The organism is Pseudomonas sp. PAMC 25886 (assembly GCF_000242655.1).
Classification (GTDB): domain Bacteria; phylum Pseudomonadota; class Gammaproteobacteria; order Pseudomonadales; family Pseudomonadaceae; genus Aquipseudomonas.
Window position 1 is genome coordinate 1 of the sequence record NZ_AHHC01000071.1, and the last position, 26,641, is coordinate 26,641.

The window sequence follows — 26,641 nt, forward strand, 5'->3', positions numbered from 1 at the left end:
AGCGCGGCCGCCTGCATGTCGACGCCGACGCTGCCACCTTGCAGCGCGCCACCGTCGAACGCGACACCCGCGAACAACGCCTGCAAGCTGCTGCCGCGCAACGTCATGAACCGGCCCTGACCCGCGACGGCCACGCCGTCGAAGTGTTTGCCAATATCGGCGAAAGCGCCGGGGTGGCCAGCGCGGTGGAGCAGGGCGCCGAAGGCATTGGCCTGCTGCGCACCGAGCTGATTTTCATGGCCCACAAACAGGCGCCCGACGAAGCCACCCAGGAAGCCGAATACCGCCGCGTGCTCGACGGCCTCGGCGGTCGGCCACTGGTGGTACGTACCCTTGACGTGGGCGGCGACAAACCGCTGCCTTACTGGCCGATCGCCAAGGAAGAAAACCCTTTCCTCGGCGTGCGCGGCATTCGCCTGACCCTGCAACGCCCGCAGATCATGGAAGCGCAGTTGCGCGCACTGCTGCGCTCGGCGGACAACCGTCCGCTGCGCATCATGTTCCCCATGGTCGGCAGCGTTGACGAGTGGCGCCAGGCCCGCGAGATGACCGAGCGCCTGCGCCTGGAAATCCCGGTGGCCGACCTGCAACTGGGGATCATGATCGAAGTGCCGTCGGCCGCCTTGCTCGCGCCGGTGCTGGCCAGGGAAGTGGACTTCTTCAGCGTCGGCACCAACGACCTGACCCAGTACACCCTGGCCATCGACCGTGGCCACCCAACGCTGTCGGCCCAGGCGGATGGCCTGCACCCGGCGGTGTTGCAACTGATCGACATCACCGTGCGCGCCGCCCATGCCCATGGCAAATGGGTCGGCGTGTGCGGCGAGTTGGCGGCCGATCCGTTGGCGGTTCCGGTGCTGATCGGCCTGGGTGTGGATGAGCTGAGCGTCTCGGCGCGCAGCATTCCCGAAGTGAAGGCGCGTGTGCGCGAATTCAGTCTGAGCGAGGCCCGCGGCCTGGCGCAAAAAGCACTGGCGGTGGGTTCACCCGCCGAAGTGCGAGCCCTTGTGGAGGCCGTATAAATGGCAAGGATTTTAAGCCTGACGCTGAACCCGGCGTTGGACCTGACGGTGCGCCTGGCGCGCCTGGAGCCGGGCGAGGTCAACCGCAGCGAAGCGATGATCACCCATGCCGCCGGCAAGGGTGTGAATGTGGCGCAGGTGCTGGCCGACCTGGGTCATCAGGTGAGTGTGGGCGGCTTTCTTGGTGCGGCGAACCCGCAGGCATTCGATGCACTGATCGCTAGCCGTGGGTTTGGCGATGCGTTCATTCGTGTGCCAGGAGAAACTCGTAGCAATATCAAAATTGCTGAACAGGATGGCCGGGTCACCGACATCAATGCACCGGGGCCGTGGGTGAGTGAGCAGGCGCAAAAACAACTGCTGAAACTACTGGCGGTGATCGGCCCTGAATTCGACGCGGTGGTGGTCGCCGGCAGCTTGCCGCGTGGCGTCAGCCCGCAGTGGTTTCAGGATTTGCTGGAAGCGCTGAAAAGCCTCGGTTTGAAAGTCGCCCTGGACACCAGCGGCGAAGCGCTGCGCGCTGGATTGAAGGCCGGCCCGTGGTTGGTCAAACCCAATACCGAAGAACTGGCCGATGCCCTCGGTCATTCCACGGATGCCATCCGCCAACTGCATCGGCAAGGTGTGGAGCATGTGGTGGTCTCCGACGGTGCCGCAGGCGTGAGCTGGTACAGCCCGGAAACGGCGCTGCACGCCACGCCACCCAAGGTAACGGTGGCCAGTACCGTAGGCGCCGGCGACTCGCTGTTGGCCGGGATGCTTCATGGGTTGCTCAGTGGCGATACGCTGGAGCTGACCCTGCGCCGCGCCACCGCAATTGCCGCGATGGCGGTCACGCAAATCGGCTTTGGCATCACCGACGACGCACAGCTTGAGACTTTGCAGAGCGGCGTCCACGTGCGCCCGCTGACAGAACAATAAGAGGGTTGGTCATGAAGTTAGCCATTGTTACTGCCTGCCCGAACGGCATGGTCACCAGTGTGCTGTGCGCCCGCTTGCTGGACGCCGCCGCGCAACGCCAGGGCTGGAGCACCAGCGTCGAAGTGGTCGATGTGCAGCACCCGGAACGCCAATTGTCGGCGGCCACCATTGAAGCCGCCGAGTGGGTGTTGCTGGTCAGCAGCACGCCGGTGGACATGCAGCGTTTTGTTGGCAAGCGCGTATTCCGCAGCACGCCGGCCCAGGCGCTGCAGGATGTGGACGCGGTGTTGCGTCGCGGGGCCGAAGAGGCCCAGGTGCAGGTGGCGGAGGCGGCACCCACCAAAAGTGCGCCGCGCATCGTGGCGATCACGGCGTGCCCTACCGGCGTTGCCCATACCTTCATGGCCGCCGAGGCGTTGCAGCAAACCGCCAAGCGCCTGGGTTATGACCTGCAGGTGGAAACCCAGGGTTCGGTGGGCGCCCGCACGCCGCTGAGTCCCGAAGCGATTCGTGACGCTGATGTGGTGCTGCTGGCGGCCGATATCGAAGTCGCCACCGAGCGGTTTGCCGGCAAGAAAATCTATCGCTGTGGCACCGGGATCGCGCTCAAGCAATCGGAAGCCACCCTCAACAAGGCCCTGGCCGAAGGCAAGCAGGAATCTGCCGCCAGCGGTGCCGCTGCCAAGCCGGAGAAAACCGGTGTCTACAAACACCTGCTCACCGGTGTGTCGTTCATGCTGCCGATGGTGGTGGCAGGCGGTCTGCTGATCGCCCTGTCGTTTGTGTTCGGCATTCATGCCTTTGAAGAAAAAGGCACCCTGGCCGCCGCACTGAAAACCGTCGGCGACCAGGCCTTTATGCTGATGGTGCCGTTGTTGGCGGGTTACATCGCCTACTCGATTGCCGACCGTCCTGGCCTGGCGCCGGGCATGATCGGCGGCCTGCTGGCCAGCACCTTGGGCGCGGGTTTTATCGGCGGGATATTTGCCGGTTTTCTGGCCGGCTACTGCGTCAAATTCATCAGCCGCGCGATCCGTTTGCCCCAGAGCCTCGAAGCGCTCAAGCCGATCCTGATCATCCCGTTGCTGGCGAGCTTGTTCACGGGCCTGGCGATGATTTACCTGGTGGGGCCGCCGGTGGCGAAGATGCTCACCGGCCTCACGGATTTCCTCAGTACCATGGGCACCACCAACGCCGTGCTGCTGGGCATCTTGCTGGGCGGCATGATGTGCGTCGATCTTGGCGGGCCGATCAACAAGGCGGCCTACGCGTTTTCCGTCGGACTGCTGGCGGCCCAGAGCGGCGCGCCGATGGCCGCGACCATGGCCGCCGGCATGGTGCCGCCGATTGGCATGGGCATCGCCACCTTCCTGGCGCGACGCAAGTTCGCCCAGACCGAGCGCGAAGCCGGCAAGGCGGCGCTGATCCTCGGCATGTGCTTTATCTCTGAAGGCGCGATTCCGTTTGCCGCCAAGGACCCGCTGCGGGTAATCCCGGCCAGCATCGCCGGTGGCGCGCTGACCGGTGCGCTGTCGATGTATTTCGGCTGCAAGCTGATGGCGCCCCATGGCGGGCTGTTTGTGATGCTGATCCCGAATGCGATCAACCATGCGCTGCTGTACCTGTTCGCGATTGTGGCGGGGAGTTTGTTGACGGCGGTGGTGTATGCCTTGATCAAGCGTCCCGAAGTGGTCGAGCTGACGGTCGCGCCGGTGTCATAACCCGTTCATCCCTTCATGCTTAAGTTTCCCTTTTACTGCTCAAGAGGGAACCTGCATGAGCCACTTCAACCTCGGCCGTCGCCGCGTGATGCAAGCCGTCGGCGCCGGCCTGTTGCTACCGGGCCTCGCGCCGGCGGTGATCGCCTCGGTCAAGGACCGCCCGCAGCTCACCGACGGCGTGCAGTCCGGCGACCTGCTGGGCGACCGCGCGATGATCTGGAGCCGCAGCGACCGCCCGGCACGGATGGTGGTGGAGTGGGACACCCGCAGCGTGTTCAGCAACCCGCGCAAATTCGTCTCGCCCCTGGCCGACAGCCGCACCGACTTCACCGCCCGTGTCGAACTCACCGGCCTGCCCGTCGACCAGGCGATTTTCTACCGTGTGCACTTCGAAGACGCCCAGACCGGTGTGGCCAGCGAACCCTGGTTCGGCCACCTGCGCAGCGTGCCGCAACAGCGTCGGGACATCCGCTTCGTGTGGAGCGGCGACACCGTCGGCCAGGGCTTCGGTATCAACCCGGACATCGGCGGCATGCGCATCTACGAAGCCATGCGCCTGCGCCTGCCGGACTTTTTTATCCACAGCGGCGACACCATCTACGCCGACGGCCCGGTGCCCGCCCAATTGACCACCGAAGACGGGCGTATCTGGCGCAACATCACCACCGAAGCCAAAAGCAAAGTCGCCGAAACCCTGAATGAATACCGGGGCAACTACCGCTACAACCTGATGGATGAAAACGTGCGCCGCTTCAACGCCGAAGTGCCGCAGATCTGGCAGTGGGACGATCACGAAGTGATCAACAACTGGTCGCCGAGCAAGCAGCTGGACGAGCGCTACAAGACCCGGGACATCAACACCCTGGTGGGCCGCGCACGCCAGGCCTGGCTGGAGTATTCCCCCATGCGCCGGCAAAGCGCCGACCAGGGCGGGCGCATCTATCGCAAGCTCAGCTACGGCCCGCTGCTGGATGTGTTTGTGCTGGACATGCGCAGTTATCGCGGGCCGAACGACGACAACCTGGGTGGCGAAAAACCCTTCCTGGGGCGTGAGCAACTGGACTGGCTCAAGCGCGAATTGAAGGCCTCCCAGGCCCAGTGGAAAGTCATCGCTGCCGACATGCCGATCGGCCTCGGGGTGCCCGACGGCGAAGTCAGCCCCGGCGTGCCGCGCTGGGAGGCAATCGCCAACGGTGACCCGGGCCCGGCCCAGGGGCGCGAGTTGGAAATCGCCGAATTGCTCGGGTTTTTGCGGGCGCAGCAGGTACGTAATCACGTGTGGCTGACGGCGGATGTGCACTACTGCGCAGCCCATCATTACCATCCGGACCGGGCGGCGTTCCAGGACTTTGAGCCGTTCTGGGAGTTCGTCGCCGGGCCGCTGAATGCCGGGAGTTTCGGGCCTAACCCGCTGGATAAAACCTTTGGCCCGGAAGTGGTGTTCGAGAAGGCACCGACCGTGCAGAACAGCTCGCCGTTTGCCGGGTTCCAGTTTTTTGGCGAGGTGCAGATTGATGGGCAGACGGCGGAGCTGACGGTGATTTTGCGGGACCTGGATGGGGTGTCGGTGTTTGAGCAGAAGCTGCAGCCCGCCTGATTTGGAGTGCAATTAAACATGTGGGAGCTGGCTTGCCAGCTCCCACAGTTGACCTTCATTGTCTGGAGGACATCAGTAAACATCCCGGCGATAGCGGCCCTGCTCTATCAACCGCTCAACCGCCTCGCTGCCCAGCACATCGTGCAGCACCTGATCCACACCCGCCGCCATGCCCTGCAGACTGCCGCAGACATAAATCGCTGCGCCCTCGGCGATCCATTTACGCAGCCCATCCGCCGACTCACGCAGGCGGTCCTGAACGTAGATTTTTTCGGCCTGGTCCCGGGAAAACGCGAGGTCCAGCATCGCCAGGTCGCCGCTGGCCAACCAGCCTTGCAGCTCGTCCTGGCAATGGTAGTCGTGGGCGATATTGCGTTCGCCAAACAGCAGCCAGTTGCGCTGCTGGCCGTCGGCAATCCTTGCCTTGAGCAGGCTGCGCAACCCGGCCAGACCGGTGCCGTTGCCCAACAGGATCATCGGTACCGGCGCGGTCGGCAGGTGGAAGCCACTGTTGCGTCGCAGGCGCAGGCTGATCGCCGAACCCATCGGCGCATGTTCCGTCAGCCAGCCGGACGCCACGCCCAGGCCGCCGTCGGCGTGACGTTCCTGGCGCACGATCAGTTCCAGCACGCCGTCGCTGGCGATCGAGGCGATGGAGTATTCGCGCATGCTCAACGGCACCAGCGCATTGACCAGCGCCTGGGCATGCAGGCCCACCAGATGCGCGCGATTGTCCGGCAGTTGGCGGCTGGCCAACGCCTGGTCGAGGGTATGCGCCAGGCCGTCGATGACGACACCTTCGCTGCCGGCGAGCCCCAGGCCTTCGAGGAAATGCTCGATGGCCCACGGGCAATTGCGCGGCAGCACTTCCACCAGGTCACCGGCCAGCCAATCCCGGGGGGCGGGCGGGGTGAGCCCAAGCAGATAGACGCCGGAGCCACTGCTGTCGGGATTGAGCAAGGTGCGCTGGTTCAGCGTCCAGTTTTCATAGGTCGCGGTGGCCCAGGCTGCGGCGGGTGCATGGCCGGTCAGTTGGCCCAGTTGTTGTTGCCAGTGCAGCAGCGCATCGGTGTCGCCACTGTCGACTTCCACCGGGGCGAACAGCGGGTTGCCGCCCTGGTTGGTCAGCCAGAAATGCAGGCGCCGGGCGAAGCCGCAGAAGTGTTGATACTGACGGTCTCCCAGGGCCAGCACCGAGTAGTTCAAGCCCTTGAGGGACAGGTCCTGGCCGAGCACGCTGCGCTCGAAACCACGGGCGCTGTCGGGGGCTTCGCCGTCGCCGAAGGTGCTGACCACGAACAGCGCATGGCTCGACTGGCGCAAGTCTTCTTCGCTGACGCTGCCCAGTGACTGCACATTCACCGGCAAGCCGGCGGCTTGCAATTGCCCGGCGGTCTGCCAGGCCAGTTGCTCGGCAAAGCCGCTCTGGCTGGCAAAACCGATCAGCCAGGCCGGCGCGTCGCTGTGGTTGTCGGTCAGGCCTTTGCGTGCCTCACGGACCTGGCGCTTCTTGCGGCGACGGTCCAGGTACAACAGCCAGCCGGTGATGAAGAACAGCGGCATCAGCAGCGCGGTGAACGTCAGGATGATCCGCCCGGGCAGGCCGAAGTAGCTGCCGGTGTGCAGCGCATAGATGCTGGTCAGGATCTGTGCCTTGAAGCTTTTGCCAGCGTAGGTCTCATGAGACTTGACCTCGCCGGTGGCCGGGTCGAGGTTGATCTGGTTCAGTGCGCGGTCGTGGGGCGAGGTCTTCAGCAAGTAGTAGACGGTGGCCGGTTGGCCGGCGACCGCTGGCATGCGGATGTTATAGCCGCTCAGGCCTGGCCCGGCGTTGCTGTAGATGCTGCTCCAGATCGCGTCGTAATTGGCCACGGGCGCGGGGCCTTCCGGCGCCGGGCCGCGCTTGCGCACCCGTTCGTTCTGCGGGGCGTCGGACAGCAGCTTGGTCAAGCCGTTGCTGTACCACTCGTAAGACCAGAACAGCCCGGTCATCGCCGCCAACAGATAGAACAAAAGGCACCAGGTGCCGAACACCGAGTGCAGGTCCCAGTTGAAGCTGCGGCCTTTTTTACGCCAGTCCAGGGTCAGCCACGCGCGCCAGCTTGCCACCTGGCGCGGCCAGCGCAGGTACAGGCCCGAGAGGCAGAAGAACACCAGGATCAATGTGCAGGCGCCGGTGATTTGCCGGCCGGTGTCGCCGATGGCGAGGAAGCGGTGCAGTTGCAGCACGAAGCCGAAGAAGTCCTGGCCGACCGGGTCGCCCAGGTAATCGCCGGTGTACGGGTCGAAGTAGCGCATCTGGCCCCGGCGTTCACCGGGTGGCGGGGTGAACCAGACCTTGGCGGCGTTGGTGCTGTCGGGTTGCACCGTGAGCATCGACACCACTTTGCCTTCACGGGCTTCCAGCAGGCGCACCAGTTCAGCGGGCGGCAGTACGCCGGCCGGACGCTTTTCCACCGTCAACACGGTCGGGTTCAGCGCCTCGATGATTTCGTCCTGGAACGACACCGTCGCGCCGGTGATCCCCATCAAGGCCAACACCAGCCCGGCGGTAATGCCGAAGAACCAATGCAACTGGAACAGGGTTTTCTTCAACACGTCGTACGGCCTCGTCATCAGGTTAGGTGGCTCACGGCGCGCATTATGCCGCGAGTATTCGAGAAAGATTCTTTTTTACATGCAAAAACCCCACGCATCCGATGCGTGGGGTTTTGTGCGGTGATTTGTATCGGTTTAGAAATGGAAACTGGTGGTCAGCATCGCCGTGCGGCCGGCGGCCTGGTTGGCGAAGTGTGCCGCGTAGGCCTTGTCGTAGTAGGTCTTGTCGGTGAGGTTCTGCACGTTCAATTGCAGGTCCACGTTCTTGGTCAGCTTGTAGCTGGCCATGGCGTCGTAGCGGGTGTACGACGGCACGTAAACGGTGTTGCCGGCATCGCCATAGACTTCGTCGACATAGAATGCGCCGCCGCCGACGGTCAGTTTTGGGGTCACGTCATAGGTTGTCCACAGGCTGAAGGTGTTCTTCGGCGTGTTGGGCATTTGGTTGCCTTTGTTGGAGCCCGCGCTGATGACGCCGTTCCGGCCGTTCAAGCCCGGGTCCACCAGTTCGCTTTTCAGGTAGCTGTAGCCGGCGAACACTTGCCATTGATCGGTGAGCTTGCCGCTGGCGGACAACTCCAGGCCGTCCACACGGGATTCGCCGCCGTTTTCATAGGTCAGCGCGTCTACCAGGATCCGCGTGTTTTTCTTCTCGGTGCGGAACACCGCGGCGGTCAGGGACAGGCGATCGTGGAACAGGTCCCACTTGGTGCCCAGTTCGTAGTTGACGGTCTCTTCGGGTTTCAGGTCGCTGGTGGCGGCACCGGCAGACAGCGGGTTGCCGTCTGCGCCTTCGCCTACCAGGCCGCCGGCAGGCGAGGCCGAGGTCGCGTAGGAGGCATAGATGCTGCCGTTATCCAGTGGCTTCCAGACCAGGCCGGCCTGCCAGTTGAAGAATTGGCTGTCGTTCTTGATTTTGCTGCGGGCCTTGACGGTGGCGGTCGGCACCGCATTGGTGTTGGCCACGGTGTCGAAGGTGTCGTAGCGCAGGCCAACGTTCAGCAGCCATTGCGGGTCCAGTTCGATGGTGTCGAATACATAGGCGGCGCGGCTGGTGGCCTTGGTGTTGGTGCCGTTGTAGTTGCGCGCAATGCTGCCGGTCCAGGCATCGTCCGGGTTCGGGTTACCCAGCGAGGTGCACTGGCCACCTTTGCCGGGCGCCGGGCAACCGGGGTTGCTGTTCGGGCTGACGGTGTAGCCGCTGTAGCGGGTTTCTTCGCCGGTGAATTCCAGGCCGGTGGAGTAGGTGTTCTTGAAGCCGAAGGCCTGGAAGCTGCCAAACAGGTCGGTCTGGTTGGTGGTGGTTTCGGTGGTGGATACGCGAGTGTTCGCGCGCCGCCACACGGTGCCGAACTGATTGACGTTGTGCTGGCTGTCGTCCGGTTGGGTGACGATGTAGTCCTGGCCGGTGTTGCCATGGCGCAGGGTGTTTTTCAGCGTCAGGTTGTCGTTCAGGTCGTGCTCGATGGAGAACGTACTGATGTCGGCGCGGGTCTTGCGGAAGTCGCGATCCTTGAGGCCGTAGAAGTTGTTGCTGTCGCCGCCGTCGGTGGGTTTGTCATGCACATGGGCAGCTCTGGCGCCGCTGTTGCTGTAGCCATACGGAATGCCCGAATCCGGCAGGTCGTTGCTTTCCATGTGGTAGTAGCTGAAGTTGACGCGGGTCGGGGTGCCCAGGCCGAAGGTCAGCGACGGGGCCACACCCCAACGGTCGTAGTTGACGGCGTCACGCCCGGCGACGTTCTGTTCGTGGCTCATCAGGTTCAGGCGGAACGCCGCACTGTCCAGGAACTGACGGTTGACGTCGAGCACGTAGCGACGGGTCTGGTCGGAGCCGTAGGTGAAACCACCGTTGGTGAAGTCCCGCGCCTGTGGCGTCTTGCTGACCAGGTTGAGGCTGCCGCCGGCCGACCCGCGACCACCGAAGGACGAGTTGGGGCCTTTGCTGACTTCGATCGACTCGATGTCGAAGATCTCGCGGCTCTGGCCGCCGGTATCGCGCACGCCGTCGAGGTAGGTGTCGCCCTGTGCGTCAAAGCCGCGAATGAACGGCCGGTCGCCCTGGGGGTTGCCGCCTTCACCGGCGCCGAAGGTAATCCCCGGTACGGTGCGCAGGGCATCCTGCAACGAGGTGGCGGCGGTGTCCTTGAGTACTTGCTGTGGCACCACGGTAACCGAGCGCGGGGTGTCGACCAGCGGCGCGGTGTACTTCTGCGAAGAGGCTTTTTCGACCTGGTAGGACGTGTTGTCCTGTTCCTGGCCGGTGATGCTGGTGGCCCCCAGGGAAATGCTGTTCCGCTCGCCTTTCTGCTCGGTGTCTTCAGCGGCTTGCGCCATTTGGGCGACAGCGCTGGCGCTGATGGCAACGCCGATGGCCGAGGCCAGCAACCGTGGTGAGCTGGCAGGTGTTTTTATCGAAGTGCGCGGCATGAGTGTGTCCTTTCCCCAAGGAGGTGAGGCCGCGGAATATAGGGAGAACAAGACTTTATATCAATTGCGATACATTGCTATTCGCACTGAATTTACGTTCTTTACACTTTTTGCTTACGGTTTTTACGATCTCGTTCGTCGTTTGGCTGGGAGTGGGGTTGTGCACAGTCAATAAGAATCACTACCATTGGCGTCTCACTGTTTTCAGGTAACGCCCCCATGCTGCTGCACATTCCCGGCCTGTTCTCTCGCGAGGAAGTGCTGCGCATCCGCGAAGCCCTGGCGGAGGCCGATTGGGCCGACGGCAAAATCACTGCCGGTCATCAATCGGCCAAGGCCAAACACAACCTGCAACTGCCGGAAGGCCACCCGCTGGCAAAGGAAATCGGCGCGGCGATCCTCGATCGACTGTGGAAAAATCCTTTGTTTATGTCGGCGGCGTTACCGCACAAGGTCATCCCTCCGTTGCTCAACTGTTACACGGCGGGTGGCAGTTTCGACTTCCATATCGACAACGCTGTGCGCCAGTCCAAAGGCAGCCACGAGCGCGTGCGCACTGACCTGTCCTCCACCGTGTTTTTCAGCGACCCCGACGACTACGACGGCGGCGAGCTGGAAATCCAGGACACCTTCGGCTTGCAACGGGTCAAGTTGCCGGCGGGCGACATGGTGCTGTACCCCGGTTCCAGCCTGCACAAGGTCAACGCCGTGACCCGTGGCGCGCGTTACGCTTCGTTTTTCTGGACCCAAAGCCTGGTGCGCGAAGACAGCCAGCGCACCTTGCTGTTCGAGATGGACGGGGCGATCCAGCAACTGAGCCGGGACGTGCCCGACCACCCGGCGCTGATCCAGCTCACCGGCACCTATCACAACCTGCTGCGCCGCTGGGTTGAGGTCTGACCGTGGGCTTTTTATTGCGTCGTGAAGAAGTCCTCAACGTTGAGCAATTGCAGAGCATGCTCGACGACTCCCCGGTGCGGGCCGCCCAGGCGATTTTGATCGCGGCGAAGGAGGGCGTGGTGGATGCCCAGGCGCTGCTTGGGCAAATCCTGCTGGAAGGGCGCGGCATCGAGCGCGATGAAGCGCTGGCGGGGCGCTGGTTCCGCATCGCGGCCCAAGGCGGGCACTTGATGGCGCGCAACATGCTCGGGCGTTGCCTGGAGCATGGCTGGGGTTGCACGGCGGATGCGGTGGCGGCTGCGCGGGAATATCGTCTGGCGGCAGAAGGCGGGTTGGATTGGGGGTTGTATAACTACGCCAACCTGCTGGCGACCGGGCGCGGGGTTGCCGAAGACCAAGGCCTGGCGCTGGCGTGTTATCGACAGGCAGCGGAACTGGGCCATGCCAAGTCAATGAACCTGCTGGGGCGTTATCTGGAAGAAGGGCAGTTTTGCCCCAGGGATCTGGAGGCGGCGGTGGCGTGGTATCGCCGGTCGGCGCAAGGCGGGGATTTTCGCGGGCAGTTCAGTTATGCGGCGGTGTTGGCGGATCGCGGCCAGGTCGACGCTGCGCTGGAGTGGCTGCGCAAGGCGCTGGCGGGCGGGAATCTGAAGTTCTTGCGTGTGGCGCACAAGGCGTTGTCTGCCGCCAACGACCCGCAGATTCGGGCGATGGCTGTGGCCTACCAGCGACGCACCGCCGAGCTTTCCTGAACCCACAAAAAAACCCATGACGCGTCATGGGTTTTTTGTTTGCCGCCGGCTTACAGGTAGAACGATTTCAGCGGCGGGAAGCCATTGAATTCAATCGCGCTGTAGCTGGTGGTGTACGCACCGGTGGACAACCAGTACATCCGGTCACCAATCGCCAGGTTGAGCGGCAGGCCGTACTTGTAGTTCTCGTACATGATGTCGGCGCTGTCGCAGGTCGGGCCGGCGATGACCACTTCTTCCATCTCGCCTTTCTTCTCGGTCCAGATCGGGAACTTGATGGCTTCGTCCATGGTTTCGATCAGGCCGGAGAATTTGCCCACGTCGGTGTATACCCAACGCTCGACGGCGGTGCGGGATTTACGCGCAACCAATACCACTTCACTGACCAGGATGCCGGCGTTGGCGATCAACGAACGGCCCGGTTCCAGGATGATTTCCGGCAGGTCGTCACCGAAGTCTTCCTTGAGGAAGCGGATGATTTCCTCGGCGTAGGTTTCCAGGCTGTTGGTGCGGGTGATGTAGTTGGCCGGGAAGCCACCGCCCATGTTGATCAGCTTGAGGTGGATGCCGTCTTCTTCCTTCAGGCGTTCGAAGATCACTTTGACCTTGGCGATCGCCGCGTCCCACACGCTGATGTCACGTTGCTGCGAACCGACGTGGAAGGAGATGCCGTAAGGCACCAGGCCCAGGTCGCGGGCGAGGATCAGCAGGTCCATGGCCATGTCGGTCTGGCAGCCGAATTTGCGCGACAGCGGCCAGTCGGCCGTGGTCGAGCCTTCGGTCAGGATGCGCACATAGACTTTCGAGCCCGGGGCCGCCTTGGCGATGTTGCGCAGGTCGGCTTCGGAGTCGGTGGAGAACAGGCGCACGCCCTTCTCGTAGAAGTAGCGGATGTCCTTGGATTTCTTGATGGTGTTGCCGTAGCTGATACGGTCCGGGCTGACGCCGCGGTCCATGACCTTGTCCAGTTCGTAGATCGACGCGATGTCGAAGCTCGAACCTTTGTCTTTGAGCAGGTCGATGATCTCAACGGCCGGGTTGGCCTTGACGGCGTAGTACACCTTGGCGAATTCGAAACCGGCGCGCAGGTCATCGTAGGCCTGGCTGATCATCGCGGTGTCGATCACCACGAACGGGGTTTCCTGGGTATCGGCGAACGCCTTCATTTTGTCAAAAGTGGCGCGCGCGAAATAGTCTTCGACCTGGATCGACATGCTGGGAACTCCTACTGGCAAACTAAATTGATCAATGGGTGCAAATGAACGTCCTCCGTATCCCCACTTTGGTTCGCCTACTTCCCAAGGCATGTCGCCGAAAGCAAAAAGGCCATGGGATCAACCGCTTCCCTTGGCCTTGCTGTCTCGTCGTCAGTACTTGAGCCGGATGGATCGTTTCCAGCATGGACGTTCGGCGCGAACTTTAGGACGTGAGGGGCTATAGATCAACTAAAAATGTCGCGTTTTTGCACGCGTTCGTCGTGAGGCCGCCTGCAGCTACTTATGTAACCGACCGGTATGACGGATTGATGTTCCCCCGACGGGGCAATTTGAATGGGAAACTGCTGGTTAGCGAGGGCTTTTGTGGCGAGGGGGCTTGTCCCCCGTTGGGCTGCGTAGCGGCCCCCAAAACCTGCCACCGCTTTTTGTCTGAAAAAACGCGGGGAGTTAATGGGGCTGCTGCGCAGCCCAACGGGGGACAAGCCCCCTCGCTACAGAAGCAGATTTATCAGGCCAGTGCTGTCTCGGCCGGCGAAACAATGCTGGTCTTGCCCCCACGGGACTTACCGGAGCTCAAGTACTCGGCAATCGACTCCTGGGTCACTTCCCCGAGGAACACCCGCTCCGCGTCCATCACCGGCAACCACGAGCGGTTGAACTCGTACATGCGCGACAACAGGATGCGCAAATGCTCGTCATACGCCGCCGTGGCGTTGAACTCGCGCAGGTACTGGCCGCAGGTACCGGTCTGACGGTGCAGGTCGCGACGTCGCACATAACCCAGCGCCTTGTTCTCGGCATCGGTGACCACCACGTAGCGACGGTCCAGTTCGTCCATCTGCTCCAGGGCCTCCGCCACCGGCGTCTCCGGGCTGACCGACGGCGCGTTGTCCGCCGCATCTTCGGCTTTCACCAGCAACAGGCGCTTGAGGGTGCTGTCCTGGCCAACAAAGTTGCTGACGAATTCGTCGGCAGGGTGGGCCAGCAGGGTGTCCGGGTGATCGATCTGCAGCAGCTTGCCGGCGCGGAAGATCGCGATCTTGTCACCCAGCTTGATGGCTTCGTCGATGTCGTGGCTGACCATGATCACGGTCTTGTTCAGCGCGCGTTGCATCTCGAAGAACTCGTTCTGGATCATCTCGCGGTTGATCGGGTCGACCGCGCCGAACGGCTCATCCATCAGCAGCAGCGGGGCATCCGCCGCCAGGGCGCGAATCACGCCGATCCGCTGTTGCTGGCCACCCGACAGCTCACGCGGGTAGCGGTGCAGGTACTGCTTGGGCTCCAGCTTGATCATGCTCATCAACTCGCGGGCGCGGTCGTGGCATTTCTGCTTGTCCCAGCCCAGCAGCTTGGGCACCACCACGATGTTCTCTTCGATGGTCATGTTCGGGAACAGGCCGATCTGCTGGATCACATAGCCGATGTTGCGACGCAGGGTCACTTCGTCGAGGTCGGTGGTGTCTTCGCCATTGATCAGGATCTTGCCGGAGGTCGGCTTGATCAGGCGGTTGATCATCTTCAGTGTGGTGCTCTTGCCGCAGCCCGAGGGACCGAGGAATACGCAAATCTCGCCTTCGTTGACGGTCAGGCTTACGGAATCAACGGCGGTGATGGTCTTGCCGTTGCTTTGGAAGGTCTTGGTCAGGTTTTGAAGTTCGATCATTTGAGCAGTCCTTTTGGAGTCAGCGTGCGTTGCAGCCATTGCAGAAGCAGGTCGGCGAAGATGGCCAGGAGACTGACCAGTACGGCACCAACGATCAGCATCGACATGTCGCTGCGGCTGATGGAAGCCAGAATAAGTACACCCAGGCCACCGGCGCCGATGGTGGCGGCGATGGTCATCACACCAATGTTCATGACGACGGCGGTGCGCACACCGGCGAGGATCACCGGCACGGCAATCGGCAGTTCGACCATGCGCAGGCGCTGGCCGAAGGTCATGCCGATGCCTTTGGCGGCTTCGCGGATGCCCGGTTCCACGCCGGTGAGGGCGAGGTAGGTGTTACGCATGATGGGCAGCAGGGAGTAGAGGAACACGGCGGTGATCGCCGGCATCGGCCCCAGGCCCTGGCCGAACTTGGAGTAGAACGGCAGCAGCAGGCCGAACAGCGCGATGGACGGCACGGTCAGCAGCACCGTGGCGCTGGCTTGCAACGGGCCGGCGAGGGTCGGGAAGCGGGTCATCAGCACGCCCAGGGGCACGCCCACGACGATGGCCAGGATGACTGCGATGCCGACCAGGGTGATGTGCTGCCAGGTCAGTTGCAGGACGAGTGCCCAATCAAGATGGGAAAAGGCGTTCAGGAATTCCATGTCTTCTCCTCTTAGTTGATCGGATGCTGGCGCAGGAAATCTGCGGCCACAGCGGATGGGCTTTCATGGTCGACGTCGACCCGCGCATTCAGCTGGCGCATGGTTTCGTCGTCGAACAGCGCAGCCAGTGGCTTGAGGTCGGCGGCCAGTTGCGGGTGAGCGTCGAGGTAAACCTGACGCACCACGGGGGCTGCGGTGTAGTCCGGGAAGTAATGCTTGTCGTCATCCAGCAGCTTCAATTTGAAGGCGTTCAGGCGACCGTCGGTGGTGTAGACCAAACCGGCAAACACCTGGCCATTACGCAGCGCGGTGTAGACCAGGCCGGCGTCCATTTGCCGGGTGTTCTTGCGGGTCAGGTTCATGTCGTACAGCTTGACCATGCCGGCCATGCCGTCGGAACGGTTGGCGAACTCAGTGTCCAGGGCCACCAGGCGTGTGCCCTTGGTCTTCTCGGCCAGGGCGCTGGTCAGGTCGCTGATGCTGTTGATCTGCGGGAATTCCTTGGCCACGTTCTCTGGCAGCGCCAGGGCGTAGGTGTTGCTGAATTTCGACGGGGAGAGCCAGACCAGGCCTTTTTTCGCGTCGAGTTCTTTCACCCGGGCGTAGGACTGTTCGCTGTCGAGCTTCTCGTCGACGTGGTTGTAGGCCACCAGCGACACGCCGGTGTATTCCCAGATCAGGTCCAGTTGCCCGCTTTCCTGGGCACTGCGCGCCAGGTTGCTGCCCAGGCCGCCGGTCACACGGGTGTCGTAACCCTTGGTGCGCAGGTACTGGGAGGTGATTTCAGCGAGCAGGGTCTGTTCGGTGAACACCCGGGCGCCGATGCGAATGACCGGTTTTTCAGCGGCTTGCGCAAACCCTGCGAACAGCAGGACGCAGCTCAATATCAATGTCAGTTTTTTCATGTGAATTCCTTTGCCAAAGCCTTAAGACGGACGCAACCCGCGTTCCAGCCAAAGGCGGCTGGCCATGGTCACCAGACCGTCGAGCAGCAAGGCCAGCAGCGCGGTGCACGCGGCGCCGAGCAACAGTTGCGGCTGATTGTTCAGGGCGATGCCGGGGAAGATCAGGCTGCCCAGGCTGTTGGCGCCAATCAGGAACGCCAGGGGCGCGGTACCGACATTGATCGCCAGGGCCACGCGCACACCGCCGATGATGATCGGCACGGCGTTGGGCAGCTCGACGCGAAACAGCACCTGGCGCGGCGTCATGCCGATGCCGACGGCGGCTTCCTTGAGGGAACCTTGAACGTTTTTCAGGCCTTCATAGGTGTTGCGCACGATGGGCAGCAACGAGGCGAGGAACAGCGCGAAGATCGCGGGGCCGCTGCCGATGCCAAGGACACCGAGGGCGATGGCCAGTACGGCCAGGGGAGGGACGGTATTGCCGATGTTGAAGATCTGCATGAAGCGTTCTGCGCGCCCGACCATAGTCGGTCGGCTGAGCAGAATACCGGCGGGAATCCCTACGATCAGGGCGGCCAGCATCGAAACAAGGACGAGGATCAAGTGAGCTTGCAGGTAAAACAACAAATCGTCGCGGTACAGTTCGATCGTGTTGATGCCGATCCAGTGGACCAGCAGGGCCAGGAGAGCGACGACAACCGCTCCTCCTATCAGCCCTTTGCCATAGCGAATAGCCACAGGCGGACTCCTTTTTTCTTTTGTCGGCGAACACATTTCCGAGCGGCAATGCCATTCCTGGCTGTCGGCGAATGTGGTCGCGAATAGCAGCTCGCCCCTACCGGCAACGCGGTATGCGGTCGAGCCATGAGCGCAGCCTCGTCAGGCTAACTTGCTGATTTTTCAGCCCCTGTTACGAGTGCGGTAGCAGGGGAGTGGACGTCTCTACCTTTTAAAAGGTTCCATACTTGGCAGCAATTAGCCACCCCCAATGGGGTGAACGGTGGTCCGTCACCCCGGGTTTGCGCTATACTCGCCGCCCTTTTTTGACTCACCTGCCAGGCGATTTCCCATGACCCACCAGGCCGCCGAAGTCGCGAAACGCCGCACTTTCGCCATTATTTCCCACCCCGATGCCGGTAAAACCACCATCACCGAGAAGCTGTTGCTGATGGGCAAGGCGATCGCGGTGGCCGGCACGGTGAAATCCCGCAAATCCGACCGCCATGCCACCTCTGACTGGATGGAAATGGAAAAGCAGCGTGGTATCTCCATCACCACGTCGGTCATGCAGTTCCCGTATCGTGACCACATGATCAACCTGCTCGACACCCCGGGCCACGAAGACTTCTCCGAAGACACCTACCGCACCCTGACGGCGGTGGACTCGGCACTGATGGTCCTCGACGGCGGTAAAGGCGTTGAGCCACGGACCATCGCGCTGATGGACGTCTGCCGCCTGCGGGACACGCCGATTGTCAGCTTTATCAACAAACTCGACCGTGACATCCGCGACCCGATCGAACTGCTGGACGAAATCGAAGCCGTCCTGAAGATCAAGGCCGCGCCGATCACTTGGCCGATTGGTTGCTACCGCGACTTCAAGGGCGTGTACCACCTGGCTGACGACTACATCATCGTGTACACCGCCGGCCATGGCCACGAACGTACCGATGTGAAAATCATCGAGAAGCTCGACTCCGACGAAGCCCGCGCCCACCTGGGTGACGAGTACGACCGGTTTGTCGACCAGCTGGAACTGGTGCAGGGCGCCTGCCACGAGTTTAACCAGCAGGAATTCCTCGACGGCCAGCTGACGCCGGTGTTCTTCGGTACCGCCCTGGGCAACTTCGGTGTCGATCACGTGCTGGACGCCGTGGTCAATTGGGCACCCAAGCCGCTGGCCCGTGTTGCCAACGAGCGTACCGTGGAGCCGGTGGAAGAGAAGTTTGCCGGCTTCGTGTTCAAGATCCAGGCGAACATGGACCCCAAGCACCGCGACCGTATCGCCTTCATGCGCATCTGCTCCGGCAAATACGAGAAAGGCATGAAGATGCGCCACGTGCGTACCGGCAAGGACGTGCGCATCGGCGATGCCCTGACCTTCTTCTCCTCCGAGCGTGAGCAACTGGAAGAGGCGTTTGCCGGCGACATCATCGGCTTGCACAACCACGGCACCATCCAGATCGGTGACACGTTCACCGAAGGCGAAGTACTGGGCTTCACCGGTATCCCGCACTTCGCCCCGGAACTGTTCCGCCGCGTACGCCTGCGTGACCCGCTGAAATCCAAGCAACTGCGCCAGGGTTTGCAGCAGTTGGCAGAAGAGGGCGCGACCCAGGTGTTCTTCCCGGAACGCAGCAACGACATCATCCTCGGCGCCGTCGGTGTGCTGCAGTTCGATGTGGTGGCCAGTCGCCTGAAAGAGGAATACAAGGTCGAATGCTCCTACGAGCCGATCACCGTGTACTCCGCGCGCTGGATCGATTGCAGCGATAAGAAGAAGCTGGAAGAGTTCAAGATCAAGGCCGTGGAAAACCTGGCGATCGACGGCGGTGGTCACTTGACCTACCTGGCCCCGACCCGGGTCAACCTGGCGCTGATGGAAGAGCGCTGGCCGGATGTGAAATTCCGCGCGACCCGCGAGCATCACTAAGGGTTAGCGATATAAGAGAGGGCGAAGCGGTGATGGCTTCGCCTTTTTCTTTGGCTGCTATCCGGGTTGTTTCATTGGCGAAAACTTCAGTTCGGGACTAGCTTGAAGCAAGGCGACGGCGGACAGCCGTCGTACGCAATTCAACTCCTGACTGGGCGGAATTCGACCATGAGTATCTTTCAACGTGTGGTGCTGTTGCTCAAAGTGCTGGTGATGTTGTCGTTGGGTATGTCTTCCGCGTGGGCCACAACGGCTGTGCAAAGCCATGGCACCGGGTTTGTGGCGGCGAAGACGGTGCAGGCGGGTGGCTTGCAGTTGGCCAAGAGTGAATCCGAGCCTGGTGACGAGAACCAGGGCGGTTCCAAGGACGATGACGACGCCGAAAACCCGGACAATGACGGCGAAGACAGCGACACCTACAACGATGGCGACAGCGATACGTAAGTAACGCAGGCAAAAGAAAGCCCCGCTTACCGGACAGATGCGCTATCCGACAAGCAGGGCTGTAGAACACTGGAATGCTCTGGACTCACCCTCCAGAGCATTTTTTTTTGCACGTCAGACCACAAATTGCTCCGCGTAGTGGCAAGCCACCTGGCGGTTGTCGAGTGGTCGCAGCACCGGTTCATCGGTGCTGCACAGCTGGGTCGCGTACGGGCAGCGCTTGTGGAACGCGCAGCCAGATGGCGGGTTCAACGGGTTGGGCAACTCGCCGACGATTTTGATCTTCGGTTTGTTCGGGTCCGGATGAATGGTCGGGGTCGCCGACAGCAGCGCCTGGGTGTACGGGTGCAGCGGGCGTGCGTAGATGTCTTCCTTCGGACCGACCTCCACCGGGCGGCCGAGGTACATCACCATCACGTCATCGGCGACGTGTTGCACCACCGCCAGGTTGTGGGAGATGAACACGTAGGCGGTGTTGAATTCCTGCTGCAGGTCCATGAACAGGTTCAGCACCTGGGCCTGGATCGACACGTCCAGCGCCGAGGTCGGTTCGTCCGCTACCAGCACCTTGGGTTGCAGCATCATCGCCCGGGCCAGTGCGATCCGCTGGCGCTGGCCACCGGAGAACATGTGCGGGTAGCGCTGATAATGCTCAGGGCGCAGGCCCACTTGCTTCATCATCGCCTGGACCTTTTCCCGACGCTCGGCGGCGGACAGGTTGGTGTTGATCAGCAGCGGCTCGCCCAGTTGGTCACCGACCTTCTGGCGCGGGTTCAACGAGGCGTACGGGCTCTGGAACACCATCTGCACGTCTTTGCGCAATTGCTTGCGCTGGGCCTTGTCGGCACCGGCAACTTCTTGCCCTGCGATTTTCAGCGAGCCGGAAGACGGTTCTTCAATCAGCGTCAGGGCGCGGGCCAGGGTGGATTTGCCGCAACCGGATTCGCCCACGACCGCGAGGGTCTTGCCGGCTTCCAGTTCAAACGACACACCATTGAGCGCACGCACCAGCGCGTGGCCCTTGAACAGGCCACGGGACACTTCGTAGTGACGGGTCAGGTCGCGGGCGGTAAGTACGACGGCCATTACGCCACCTCCTGATTCAGCGGGTAGAAGCAGCGGGCGAGGCTGTTGCTTTTCGGGTCAAGGCCAGGACGCTGGGCGCGGCAGGACTCTTGCACATACGGGCAGCGTGGCGACAGCAGGCAACCTTGCGGGCGGTCATAACGGCCGGGAACAATACCCGGCAGCGTGGCCAGGCGCGTGGCACCCAGGCTGTGCTCGGGAATCGCCTTGAGCAGCGCTTCGCTGTACGGGTGCGCCGGGATGTCGAACAACTGTGGCACCTGGCCGACTTCCACGGCCTGGCCGGCGTACATCACGCACACGCGCTGGGCGGTTTCAGCCACCACCGCGAGGTCGTGAGTGATCAGCACCAGGCCCATGTTCTGCTCTTTCTGCAAGGCCAGCAGCAGGTCCATGATCTGGGCCTGGATGGTCACATCGAGTGCGGTGGTGGGTTCATCGGCGATCAGCAGTTTCGGCTCGCCGGCGATTGCCATGGCGATGGCCACACGCTGGCTCATACCACCGGACAGTTGGTGCGGGTAGGCATCCATACGGCTGGCTGCGCCCGGGATTTCCACCTTTTCGAGCAGTTCGATGGCACGCTTGCGCGCTTGCTTGCCGGACATTTTCAGGTGCAGGCGCAGCACTTCTTCGATCTGGAAACCCACGGTGTAGCTGGGGTTCAGTGCAGTCATCGGGTCCTGGAACACCATCGCCAGGTCTTTGCCGACGATCTGCCTACGCTGACGGTTGCTCAGCTTGAGCATGTCCTTGCCGTCGAAGTTCAGGGCGTCGGCGGTAACGATGCCGGGATGCTCGATCAGGCCCATCAGCGCCATCATGGTCACGGATTTACCCGAACCCGACTCGCCCACGATCGCCAGTACTTCGCCTTTGTCGACGGAGATGTCGAGGCCATCGACCACCGGCACGGCAGTCTTGTCGCCGAAGCGGACATTGAGATTCTTGATTTCTAGCAGTGACATGGGAATCTCCTCAGGCGGCGTTCTTGAGTTTCGGGTCCAGCGCATCGCGCAGGCCGTCGCCCATCAGGTTGATTGCCAGCACGCTGAGCAAAATGGTCAAGCCAGGCAGACTCACGACCCACCAGGCGCGTTCGATGTAGTCGCGGGCCGAGGCCAGCATGGTGCCCCACTCAGGGGTTGGCGGTTGTACGCCAAGGCCCAGGAAGCCCAGGGCTGCGGCATCGAGAATCGCCGAGGAGAAACTCAAGGTGGCCTGAACGATCAGCGGTGCCATGCAGTTTGGCAGCACGGTGACGAACATCAGGCGCGGCAGGCCGGCGCCGGCGAGGCGGGCGGCGGTCACATAGTCACGGTTCAGTTCGCCCATCACCGCTGCGCGGGTCAGACGGACATAGGACGGCAGCGACACGATCGCAATCGCGATCACGGTGTTGATCAGGCCAGGGCCGAGGATCGCGACAATGGCCACAGCCAGCAGCAGCGATGGCAGGGCCAGCATGATGTCCATCAGACGCATGATGGTTGGGCCGAGCAGGCGCGGGAAGAAACCGGCGAACAGACCCAGCAGGATCCCCGGGATCAACGACATCACCACCGACGACAAACCGATCAGCAAGGACAGGCGCGAGCCCTGGATCAGGCGCGACAGCAGGTCACGGCCCAGTTCGTCGGTGCCCAGCAGGAACTGGATCTGCCCGCCTTCCAGCCAGGCCGGAGGCGTCAGCAGGAAGTCACGGTATTGCTCGCTCGGGTTATGCGGAGCCACCCAAGGGGCGAAGATGGCGCAAAATACCACCAGCAGCATGAACAGCAGGCCGGCAACGGCGCCCTTGTTCTTGGAAAAGGCTTGCCAGAATTCTTTGTACGGGGACGGGTACAGCAGGCTTTGATCGACTGCTACCGCGGGAGTAGGTGTGGTCATGGTCATGATCTCAGCGCTGGTGACGGATGCGTGGGTTGGCGAAGCCGTAGAGGATGTCCACCACGAAGTTCACCAGAATCACCAGGCAGGCGATTAACAGGATGCCGTTTTGCACCACGGGATAATCCCGTGCGCCAATGGCTTCGATCAGCCATTTGCCGATGCCGGGCCACGAGAAGATGGTTTCGGTCAGGACCGCACCGGCCAGCAGCGTGCCGACTTGCAGGCCGACCACGGTGAGTACCGGGATCAAGGCGTTACGCAGGCCGTGGACGAACACCACGCGCGCCGGCGACAGGCCCTTGGCCTTAGCGGTGCGGATGTAGTCTTCGCGCAGCACTTCAAGCATCGACGAACGGGTCATCCGCGCGATAACGGCCAGCGGGATGGTGCCGAGCACGATGGCCGGCAGGATCAGGTGGTGCAAGGCATCCCAGAACGCGTCCGGCTCGTCAGCCAGCAGGGTGTCGATCAGCATGAAGCCGGTGCGCGGCTCGATGTCGTAGAGCAGGTCGATCCGTCCCGACACGGGCGTCCAGCCCAGGCTCACGGAGAAGAACATGATCAGGATCAGGCCCCACCAGAAGATCGGCATCGAATATCCCGCCAGGGAGATGCCCATCACCCCATGGTCGAACAGGGATCCTCGCTTCAAGGCCGCGATCACCCCGGCTAACAGCCCCAGGATGCCGGCGAACAACAGGGCGGCCATGGAGAGTTCCAGGGTCGCCGGGAAAAGGGCGGTGAATTCAGTCCACACGCTGGTACGGGTACGCAGGGATTCGCCGAGGTCGCCGTGGGCGAGCTTGCCGACATAATCCAGGTATTGCGCATAAAGCGGTTTATTCAGACCAAGGCGTTCCATTGCCTGAGCGTGCATCTCGGGGTCGACTCGTCGTTCGCCCATCATGACTTCGACGGGGTCGCCAGGGATCATGCGAATCAACGCGAACGTCAGCAAGGTGATGCCGAAAAACGTGGGGATCAATAACCCCAATCGGCGGGCAATAAAACTAAACATCTTGTTGTGTACCTCAATCAGCCGGTTAGGCAGGTTCGGCACCGTCAATGTCGACGGTGCCGAGCGTTTCTTATCTACTTCACCTGGGTGGTGGCGAAGTTATTTGTAGTCAGAGGGCTTTGGGTATAACCCTCGACGTTTTTACGCATGGCGGTAAACATTTTCGGGTAAGCCATGGGAATCCATGGTTGGTCCTTGTCGAAAACGTCCATGGCTTGTTCATAGAGTGCAGCGCGCTGTGCGGGTTCAGCGATAGCGCGTGCCTTGTCGATCAAGTCTTGAAACTCTTTGTTACACCAGCGGGCGTAGTTTTCGCCGTTTTTCGCTGCATCGCAACTCAAGTTCGGGGTGAGGAAGTTATCCGGGTCCCCGTTATCCCCCGCCCAGCCGGCGGAGACCATGTCATGTTCGCCATTCTTGGCGCGCTTGAGCATTTCGCCCCATTCCATGACCTTGATGTTCACTTTCAGGCCGATTTGCGCCAGGTCCGCCTGCATGCGCTGGGCGCCGAGCATCGGGTTGGGGTTGGTCGGGCCGCCGCCGTTGCGGGTGAACAGGGTGATCTCGGTGCCTTCCGGTACACCGGCTTCCTTGAGCAGGGCGCGGGCCTTGTCGAGGTCGCGGGGCGGGTTCTTCAGCTTGTCGCTGAAGCCCAGCAAGGTGGGTGGGTAAGGCCCGGTGGCGTCGACTGCGTTGCCTTTGCCGTACAGGGACTCGTTGTAGCCTTTCTTGTCGAACGCGATGTTGATCGCGTGACGCACCCGGGCGTCGCTCATGTACTTGTGGGTGGTGTTCATGGCGGTGTAGGCGGTGGTCATCGCCGCCAGTTCCGCGACCTTCAGGTTCGGGTCGGCCTTCATGCTCGGCACGTCATCCGGTTTTGGATACAGCGCGATCTGGCATTCGTTGGCCTTGAGCTTTTGCAGGCGCACGTTGTTGTCGGTGGTGATGGCCAGGATCAGCGGATCGGCCGGCGGCTTGCCACGGAAGTAGTCCGGGTTGGCCTTGAAGCGCACTTGGGCGTCTTTGGCGTAGCGGGTGAAGATGAACGGGCCGGTGCCGATGGGCTTGGCGTTCAGGTCATCGGTCTTGCCGGACTTGAGCAACTGGTCGGCGTATTCGGCGGAGTGGATCGAGGAAAACGCCATGGCCAGGTCGGCCAGGAACGGTGCTTCAGGGCGGGTCAGGGTGAAGACCACGGTGTGGTCGTCGGTCTTCTCTACGCTCTTGAGCAGTTCCTTGAAGCCCATGCTTTCAAAGTACGGGTAGCCCACGTTGGACTTGTTGTGCCAAGGGTGTTTCGGGTCCAGCTGGCGCTGGAAGCTCCAGAGCACGTCGTCGGCGTTCAGGTTGCGCGTGGGTTTGAAGTAGTCGGTGGTGTGGAACTTGATGTCGTCGCGCAGGTGAAAAGTGTAGGTCAGGCCATCGGCACTGATTTCCGGCAGGTCCTTGGCGAGCGCCGGGATCACTTCGGTGGTGCCGGGCTTGAAGTCCACCAGGCGGTTGAACATGGTTTCAGCCGCGGCGTCAGCGGTGACAGCCGTGGTGTACAGGACCGGATCGAAACCTTCCGGGCTGGCTTCGGTGCAGACGACCAACGGTTTGGCCGAGATGCCGACCGCGACGCTCAACAGCGCAGCGGCAATGGCAGCTTGTAACGGGAGCATTTTCATCTAAGAGCCCTCTGCAATCGATTGGACCAGACAAGCGTAGGCGGCAGGCTCGTCCTGAGCCTGCTGCCTACCTGGCGCTGATTAAAGAATGTTGAACGGGATGGTGGTCACCAGGCGGAACTCACGCAGGTTGCCATCAGCCTGGTTGGCGCTGGCACGGTGAGTCACGTAGGTCCCACGAATGGTGGTGGCCTTGAGTGCGCCGCTCTGAATCGCATAGGAAGTACCTACGCCATATTCCTGGTGTTTCTCGCCGTCCTGGGCCTGAATGCCGTTGTAGGCAAAGCCTGCGCGGCCGCCGTCGCCGGTGTAGTGAGTACCGTCGATACCCCAGCCACGCGCCGAGTAGATGTTGAACTTCAGGCCTGGCACGCCGTATTCGGCCATGTTGATGCCGTAGGCAATTTGGAAGGACTTCTCGTTCGGACCGTTAAAGTCGGACGTCAGGGAGTTGGCCAGGTAGATGCCGTTGGTTTCGTGCAGGTAGTCGAAGTACTCGTCACCGTTCACGGCCTGGTAGGAGAAGGTCAGGCTATGAGCCTGGTGGGTCAGGCCGAACGACAGCGAGTAGGTGTCGTTGTCGATCTTGCCCATCAACTTTTTGCCTTCGTCGACGGTTTTGTAGTAGTTCAGGCCGGTGGTCAGGGACAGGGTCTGGCTGTCACCCAGTTCGTGGGTAGCACCGAAGTAGTACTGGTTCCAGAAGTCTTCCACGTTGGCGGCGAACAGGCTGGTCTTCAGGCTCTTGAACGGCTGGTAGTTGACGCCCAGGGTGTTGACCTTGTCGGTTTCCTGACGGCCATTGCCGTATTCAGTGCGGAATTTCGACAGGCTCTGCTCGGTCCGTGGCGAAACGCGGTCAAACACGCCGCCCTGGAACGACAGGTTGCTGAACTCTTCGCTGTTGAAGCTCACACCTTCGAAGCTCGAAGGCAGCGCACGGTTACCGATGGTGTCGATAATGCCGCTGCTGAAGTTCTGGCGACCGGCGGTCAAGGTGGTGTTCGAGACACGGAACTTGACGTTGGCCAGGCCCAGTTTGCTCCACTGGTCTACGGCGTCGCCGTCGGAGTCGGCCAGGGTACGGTTGGAGCCGCCCTTGATGTCACGCTTGCTACGGTCCAGGACCAGAGCGTTGTAGACCGCCACTTCAGTGCTCACGCCAACGGTGCCCTGGGTGAAACCCGAGGTAGCGTTGAGGATGGTGCCTTGCACCCAGTTGGTACGGTAGTTGTCAGTACGGGCTTCGCCGTGCTTCTGGTAGGTGAACTTGCTGCCACGGAAGCGCTGTTCGTTGGAGAACCAGTTACGGGTTGTGCCGCCCAGGCTTGCTCCATCGATAAAGCCTTTGGCCTCGCTTTGGGCGCTGGTGCCGGCCAGTGTGGTTGGAACGAAGTCCTGGCTTGCAGGTTCAGCGTAGGCGGTGGCCGTGATGCTGCTGATGGCCAGGGCCAGTAGCGCGGTGCTGCTCAGTTTCATGGGTGAAGCTCCTTTG

At 61.9% G+C, this 26,641-nt stretch carries 21 protein-coding genes; 8 read left to right on the forward strand and 13 right to left on the reverse strand.

Annotated elements, in window-relative coordinates; translation table 11 throughout:
* The 4 genes from ptsP to MUM_RS0124230 all read left to right on the forward strand — a co-directional run.
* The coding region (ptsP, locus tag MUM_RS0124215; RefSeq protein ID WP_010175036.1) for a phosphoenolpyruvate--protein phosphotransferase at positions 1-1,022 on the forward strand (1,022 nt) is incomplete at its 5' end.
* The gene (gene pfkB / locus MUM_RS0124220) at positions 1,023-1,943 is read left to right on the forward strand and encodes a 1-phosphofructokinase (protein WP_010175038.1); all 921 of its coding nucleotides are present in this window, start codon (positions 1,023-1,025) and stop codon (positions 1,941-1,943) included.
* A gap of 11 nt (positions 1,944-1,954) precedes the next feature.
* Positions 1,955-3,664 carry a PTS fructose-like transporter subunit IIB gene (locus MUM_RS0124225; protein WP_010175040.1) on the forward strand — a complete coding sequence of 570 codons (1,710 nt, stop codon included), beginning with the start codon at positions 1,955-1,957 and terminating at the stop codon, positions 3,662-3,664.
* A 55-nt stretch (positions 3,665-3,719) separates the two neighbouring features.
* A complete protein-coding gene (locus MUM_RS0124230; RefSeq protein ID WP_010175043.1) occupies positions 3,720-5,261 on the forward strand; it encodes an alkaline phosphatase D family protein in 1,542 nt (513 codons plus the stop codon).
* Positions 5,262-5,333: 72 nt separating this feature from the next.
* Here MUM_RS0124230 and MUM_RS0124235 read toward each other — a convergent pair whose 3' ends face one another.
* Complete coding sequence (locus MUM_RS0124235) at positions 5,334-7,859, reverse strand: PepSY domain-containing protein (RefSeq protein ID WP_029616077.1); 2,526 nt, start codon at positions 7,857-7,859, stop codon at positions 5,334-5,336.
* 135 nt (positions 7,860-7,994) lie between these two features.
* Positions 7,995-10,289, reverse strand: coding sequence for a TonB-dependent receptor (locus MUM_RS0124240; RefSeq protein WP_010175047.1), 2,295 nt, complete (start codon positions 10,287-10,289; stop codon positions 7,995-7,997).
* A 219-nt stretch (positions 10,290-10,508) separates the two neighbouring features.
* On the opposite strand from MUM_RS0124240, the gene MUM_RS0124245 reads away from it, so the two are divergent.
* Positions 10,509-11,189, forward strand: a complete 681-nt coding sequence (locus tag MUM_RS0124245; protein WP_010175048.1) for a Fe2+-dependent dioxygenase — start codon at positions 10,509-10,511, stop codon at positions 11,187-11,189.
* A gap of 2 nt (positions 11,190-11,191) precedes the next feature.
* A complete protein-coding gene (locus tag MUM_RS0124250) occupies positions 11,192-11,941 on the forward strand; it encodes a tetratricopeptide repeat protein (RefSeq protein WP_010175050.1) in 750 nt (249 codons plus the stop codon).
* A gap of 50 nt (positions 11,942-11,991) precedes the next feature.
* Here MUM_RS0124250 and MUM_RS0124255 read toward each other — a convergent pair whose 3' ends face one another.
* The 5 genes from MUM_RS0124255 to MUM_RS0124275 form a co-directional block, all read right to left on the reverse strand.
* On the reverse strand, positions 11,992-13,155 hold the full coding sequence (locus MUM_RS0124255) for a type III PLP-dependent enzyme (protein WP_010175053.1): 1,164 nt from the start codon (positions 13,153-13,155) through the stop codon (positions 11,992-11,994).
* Between the two features lie 511 nt (positions 13,156-13,666).
* Positions 13,667-14,824, reverse strand: a complete 1,158-nt coding sequence (locus MUM_RS0124260; RefSeq protein WP_003215971.1) for an osmoprotectant ABC transporter ATP-binding protein OsmV — start codon at positions 14,822-14,824, stop codon at positions 13,667-13,669.
* Positions 14,821-15,474 (reverse strand): ABC transporter permease, encoded by a 654-nt coding sequence (locus MUM_RS0124265; protein WP_010175055.1) that lies wholly within the window; start codon positions 15,472-15,474, stop codon positions 14,821-14,823. Before MUM_RS0124265 ends, MUM_RS0124260 begins: the two co-directional genes overlap by 4 nt.
* Before the next feature lie 11 nt (positions 15,475-15,485).
* A complete protein-coding gene (locus MUM_RS0124270; protein ID WP_010175057.1) occupies positions 15,486-16,379 on the reverse strand; it encodes a glycine betaine ABC transporter substrate-binding protein in 894 nt (297 codons plus the stop codon).
* A 21-nt stretch (positions 16,380-16,400) separates the two neighbouring features.
* Entirely contained in the window at positions 16,401-17,117 is a 717-nt protein-coding gene (locus MUM_RS0124275; protein WP_010175058.1) for an ABC transporter permease, read from the reverse strand.
* A 331-nt stretch (positions 17,118-17,448) separates the two neighbouring features.
* Between MUM_RS0124275 and MUM_RS0124280 the strand changes: the two genes are divergently transcribed.
* Positions 17,449-19,032, forward strand: a complete 1,584-nt coding sequence (locus MUM_RS0124280; protein WP_010175060.1) for a peptide chain release factor 3 — start codon at positions 17,449-17,451, stop codon at positions 19,030-19,032.
* Positions 19,033-19,200: 168 nt separating this feature from the next.
* The gene (locus tag MUM_RS0124285; RefSeq protein WP_010175063.1) at positions 19,201-19,476 is read left to right on the forward strand and encodes a hypothetical protein; all 276 of its coding nucleotides are present in this window, start codon (positions 19,201-19,203) and stop codon (positions 19,474-19,476) included.
* 114 nt (positions 19,477-19,590) lie between these two features.
* On the opposite strand, the gene MUM_RS0124290 is transcribed toward MUM_RS0124285, so the two are convergent.
* The 6 genes from MUM_RS0124290 to MUM_RS0124315 form a co-directional block, all read right to left on the reverse strand.
* Positions 19,591-20,562: a peptide ABC transporter ATP-binding protein gene (locus MUM_RS0124290; RefSeq protein WP_003215987.1), complete on the reverse strand. Its 972-nt coding sequence runs from the start codon at positions 20,560-20,562 to the stop codon at positions 19,591-19,593.
* Complete coding sequence (locus MUM_RS0124295; protein WP_008437263.1) at positions 20,562-21,530, reverse strand: ABC transporter ATP-binding protein; 969 nt, start codon at positions 21,528-21,530, stop codon at positions 20,562-20,564. The genes MUM_RS0124290 and MUM_RS0124295 overlap by 1 nt, the downstream gene beginning before the upstream one ends.
* A 10-nt stretch (positions 21,531-21,540) precedes the next feature.
* Complete coding sequence (locus tag MUM_RS0124300) at positions 21,541-22,452, reverse strand: ABC transporter permease subunit (protein ID WP_010175067.1); 912 nt, start codon at positions 22,450-22,452, stop codon at positions 21,541-21,543.
* Between the two features lie 10 nt (positions 22,453-22,462).
* Complete coding sequence (locus tag MUM_RS0124305) at positions 22,463-23,473, reverse strand: ABC transporter permease subunit (protein ID WP_003215992.1); 1,011 nt, start codon at positions 23,471-23,473, stop codon at positions 22,463-22,465.
* Positions 23,474-23,547: 74 nt separating this feature from the next.
* On the reverse strand, positions 23,548-25,146 hold the full coding sequence (locus tag MUM_RS0124310; RefSeq protein ID WP_010175069.1) for an ABC transporter substrate-binding protein: 1,599 nt from the start codon (positions 25,144-25,146) through the stop codon (positions 23,548-23,550).
* Positions 25,147-25,227: 81 nt separating this feature from the next.
* Positions 25,228-26,625, reverse strand: coding sequence for an OprD family porin (locus tag MUM_RS0124315; RefSeq protein ID WP_010175072.1), 1,398 nt, complete (start codon positions 26,623-26,625; stop codon positions 25,228-25,230).
* Between the last annotated feature and the right edge of the window lie 16 nt (positions 26,626-26,641).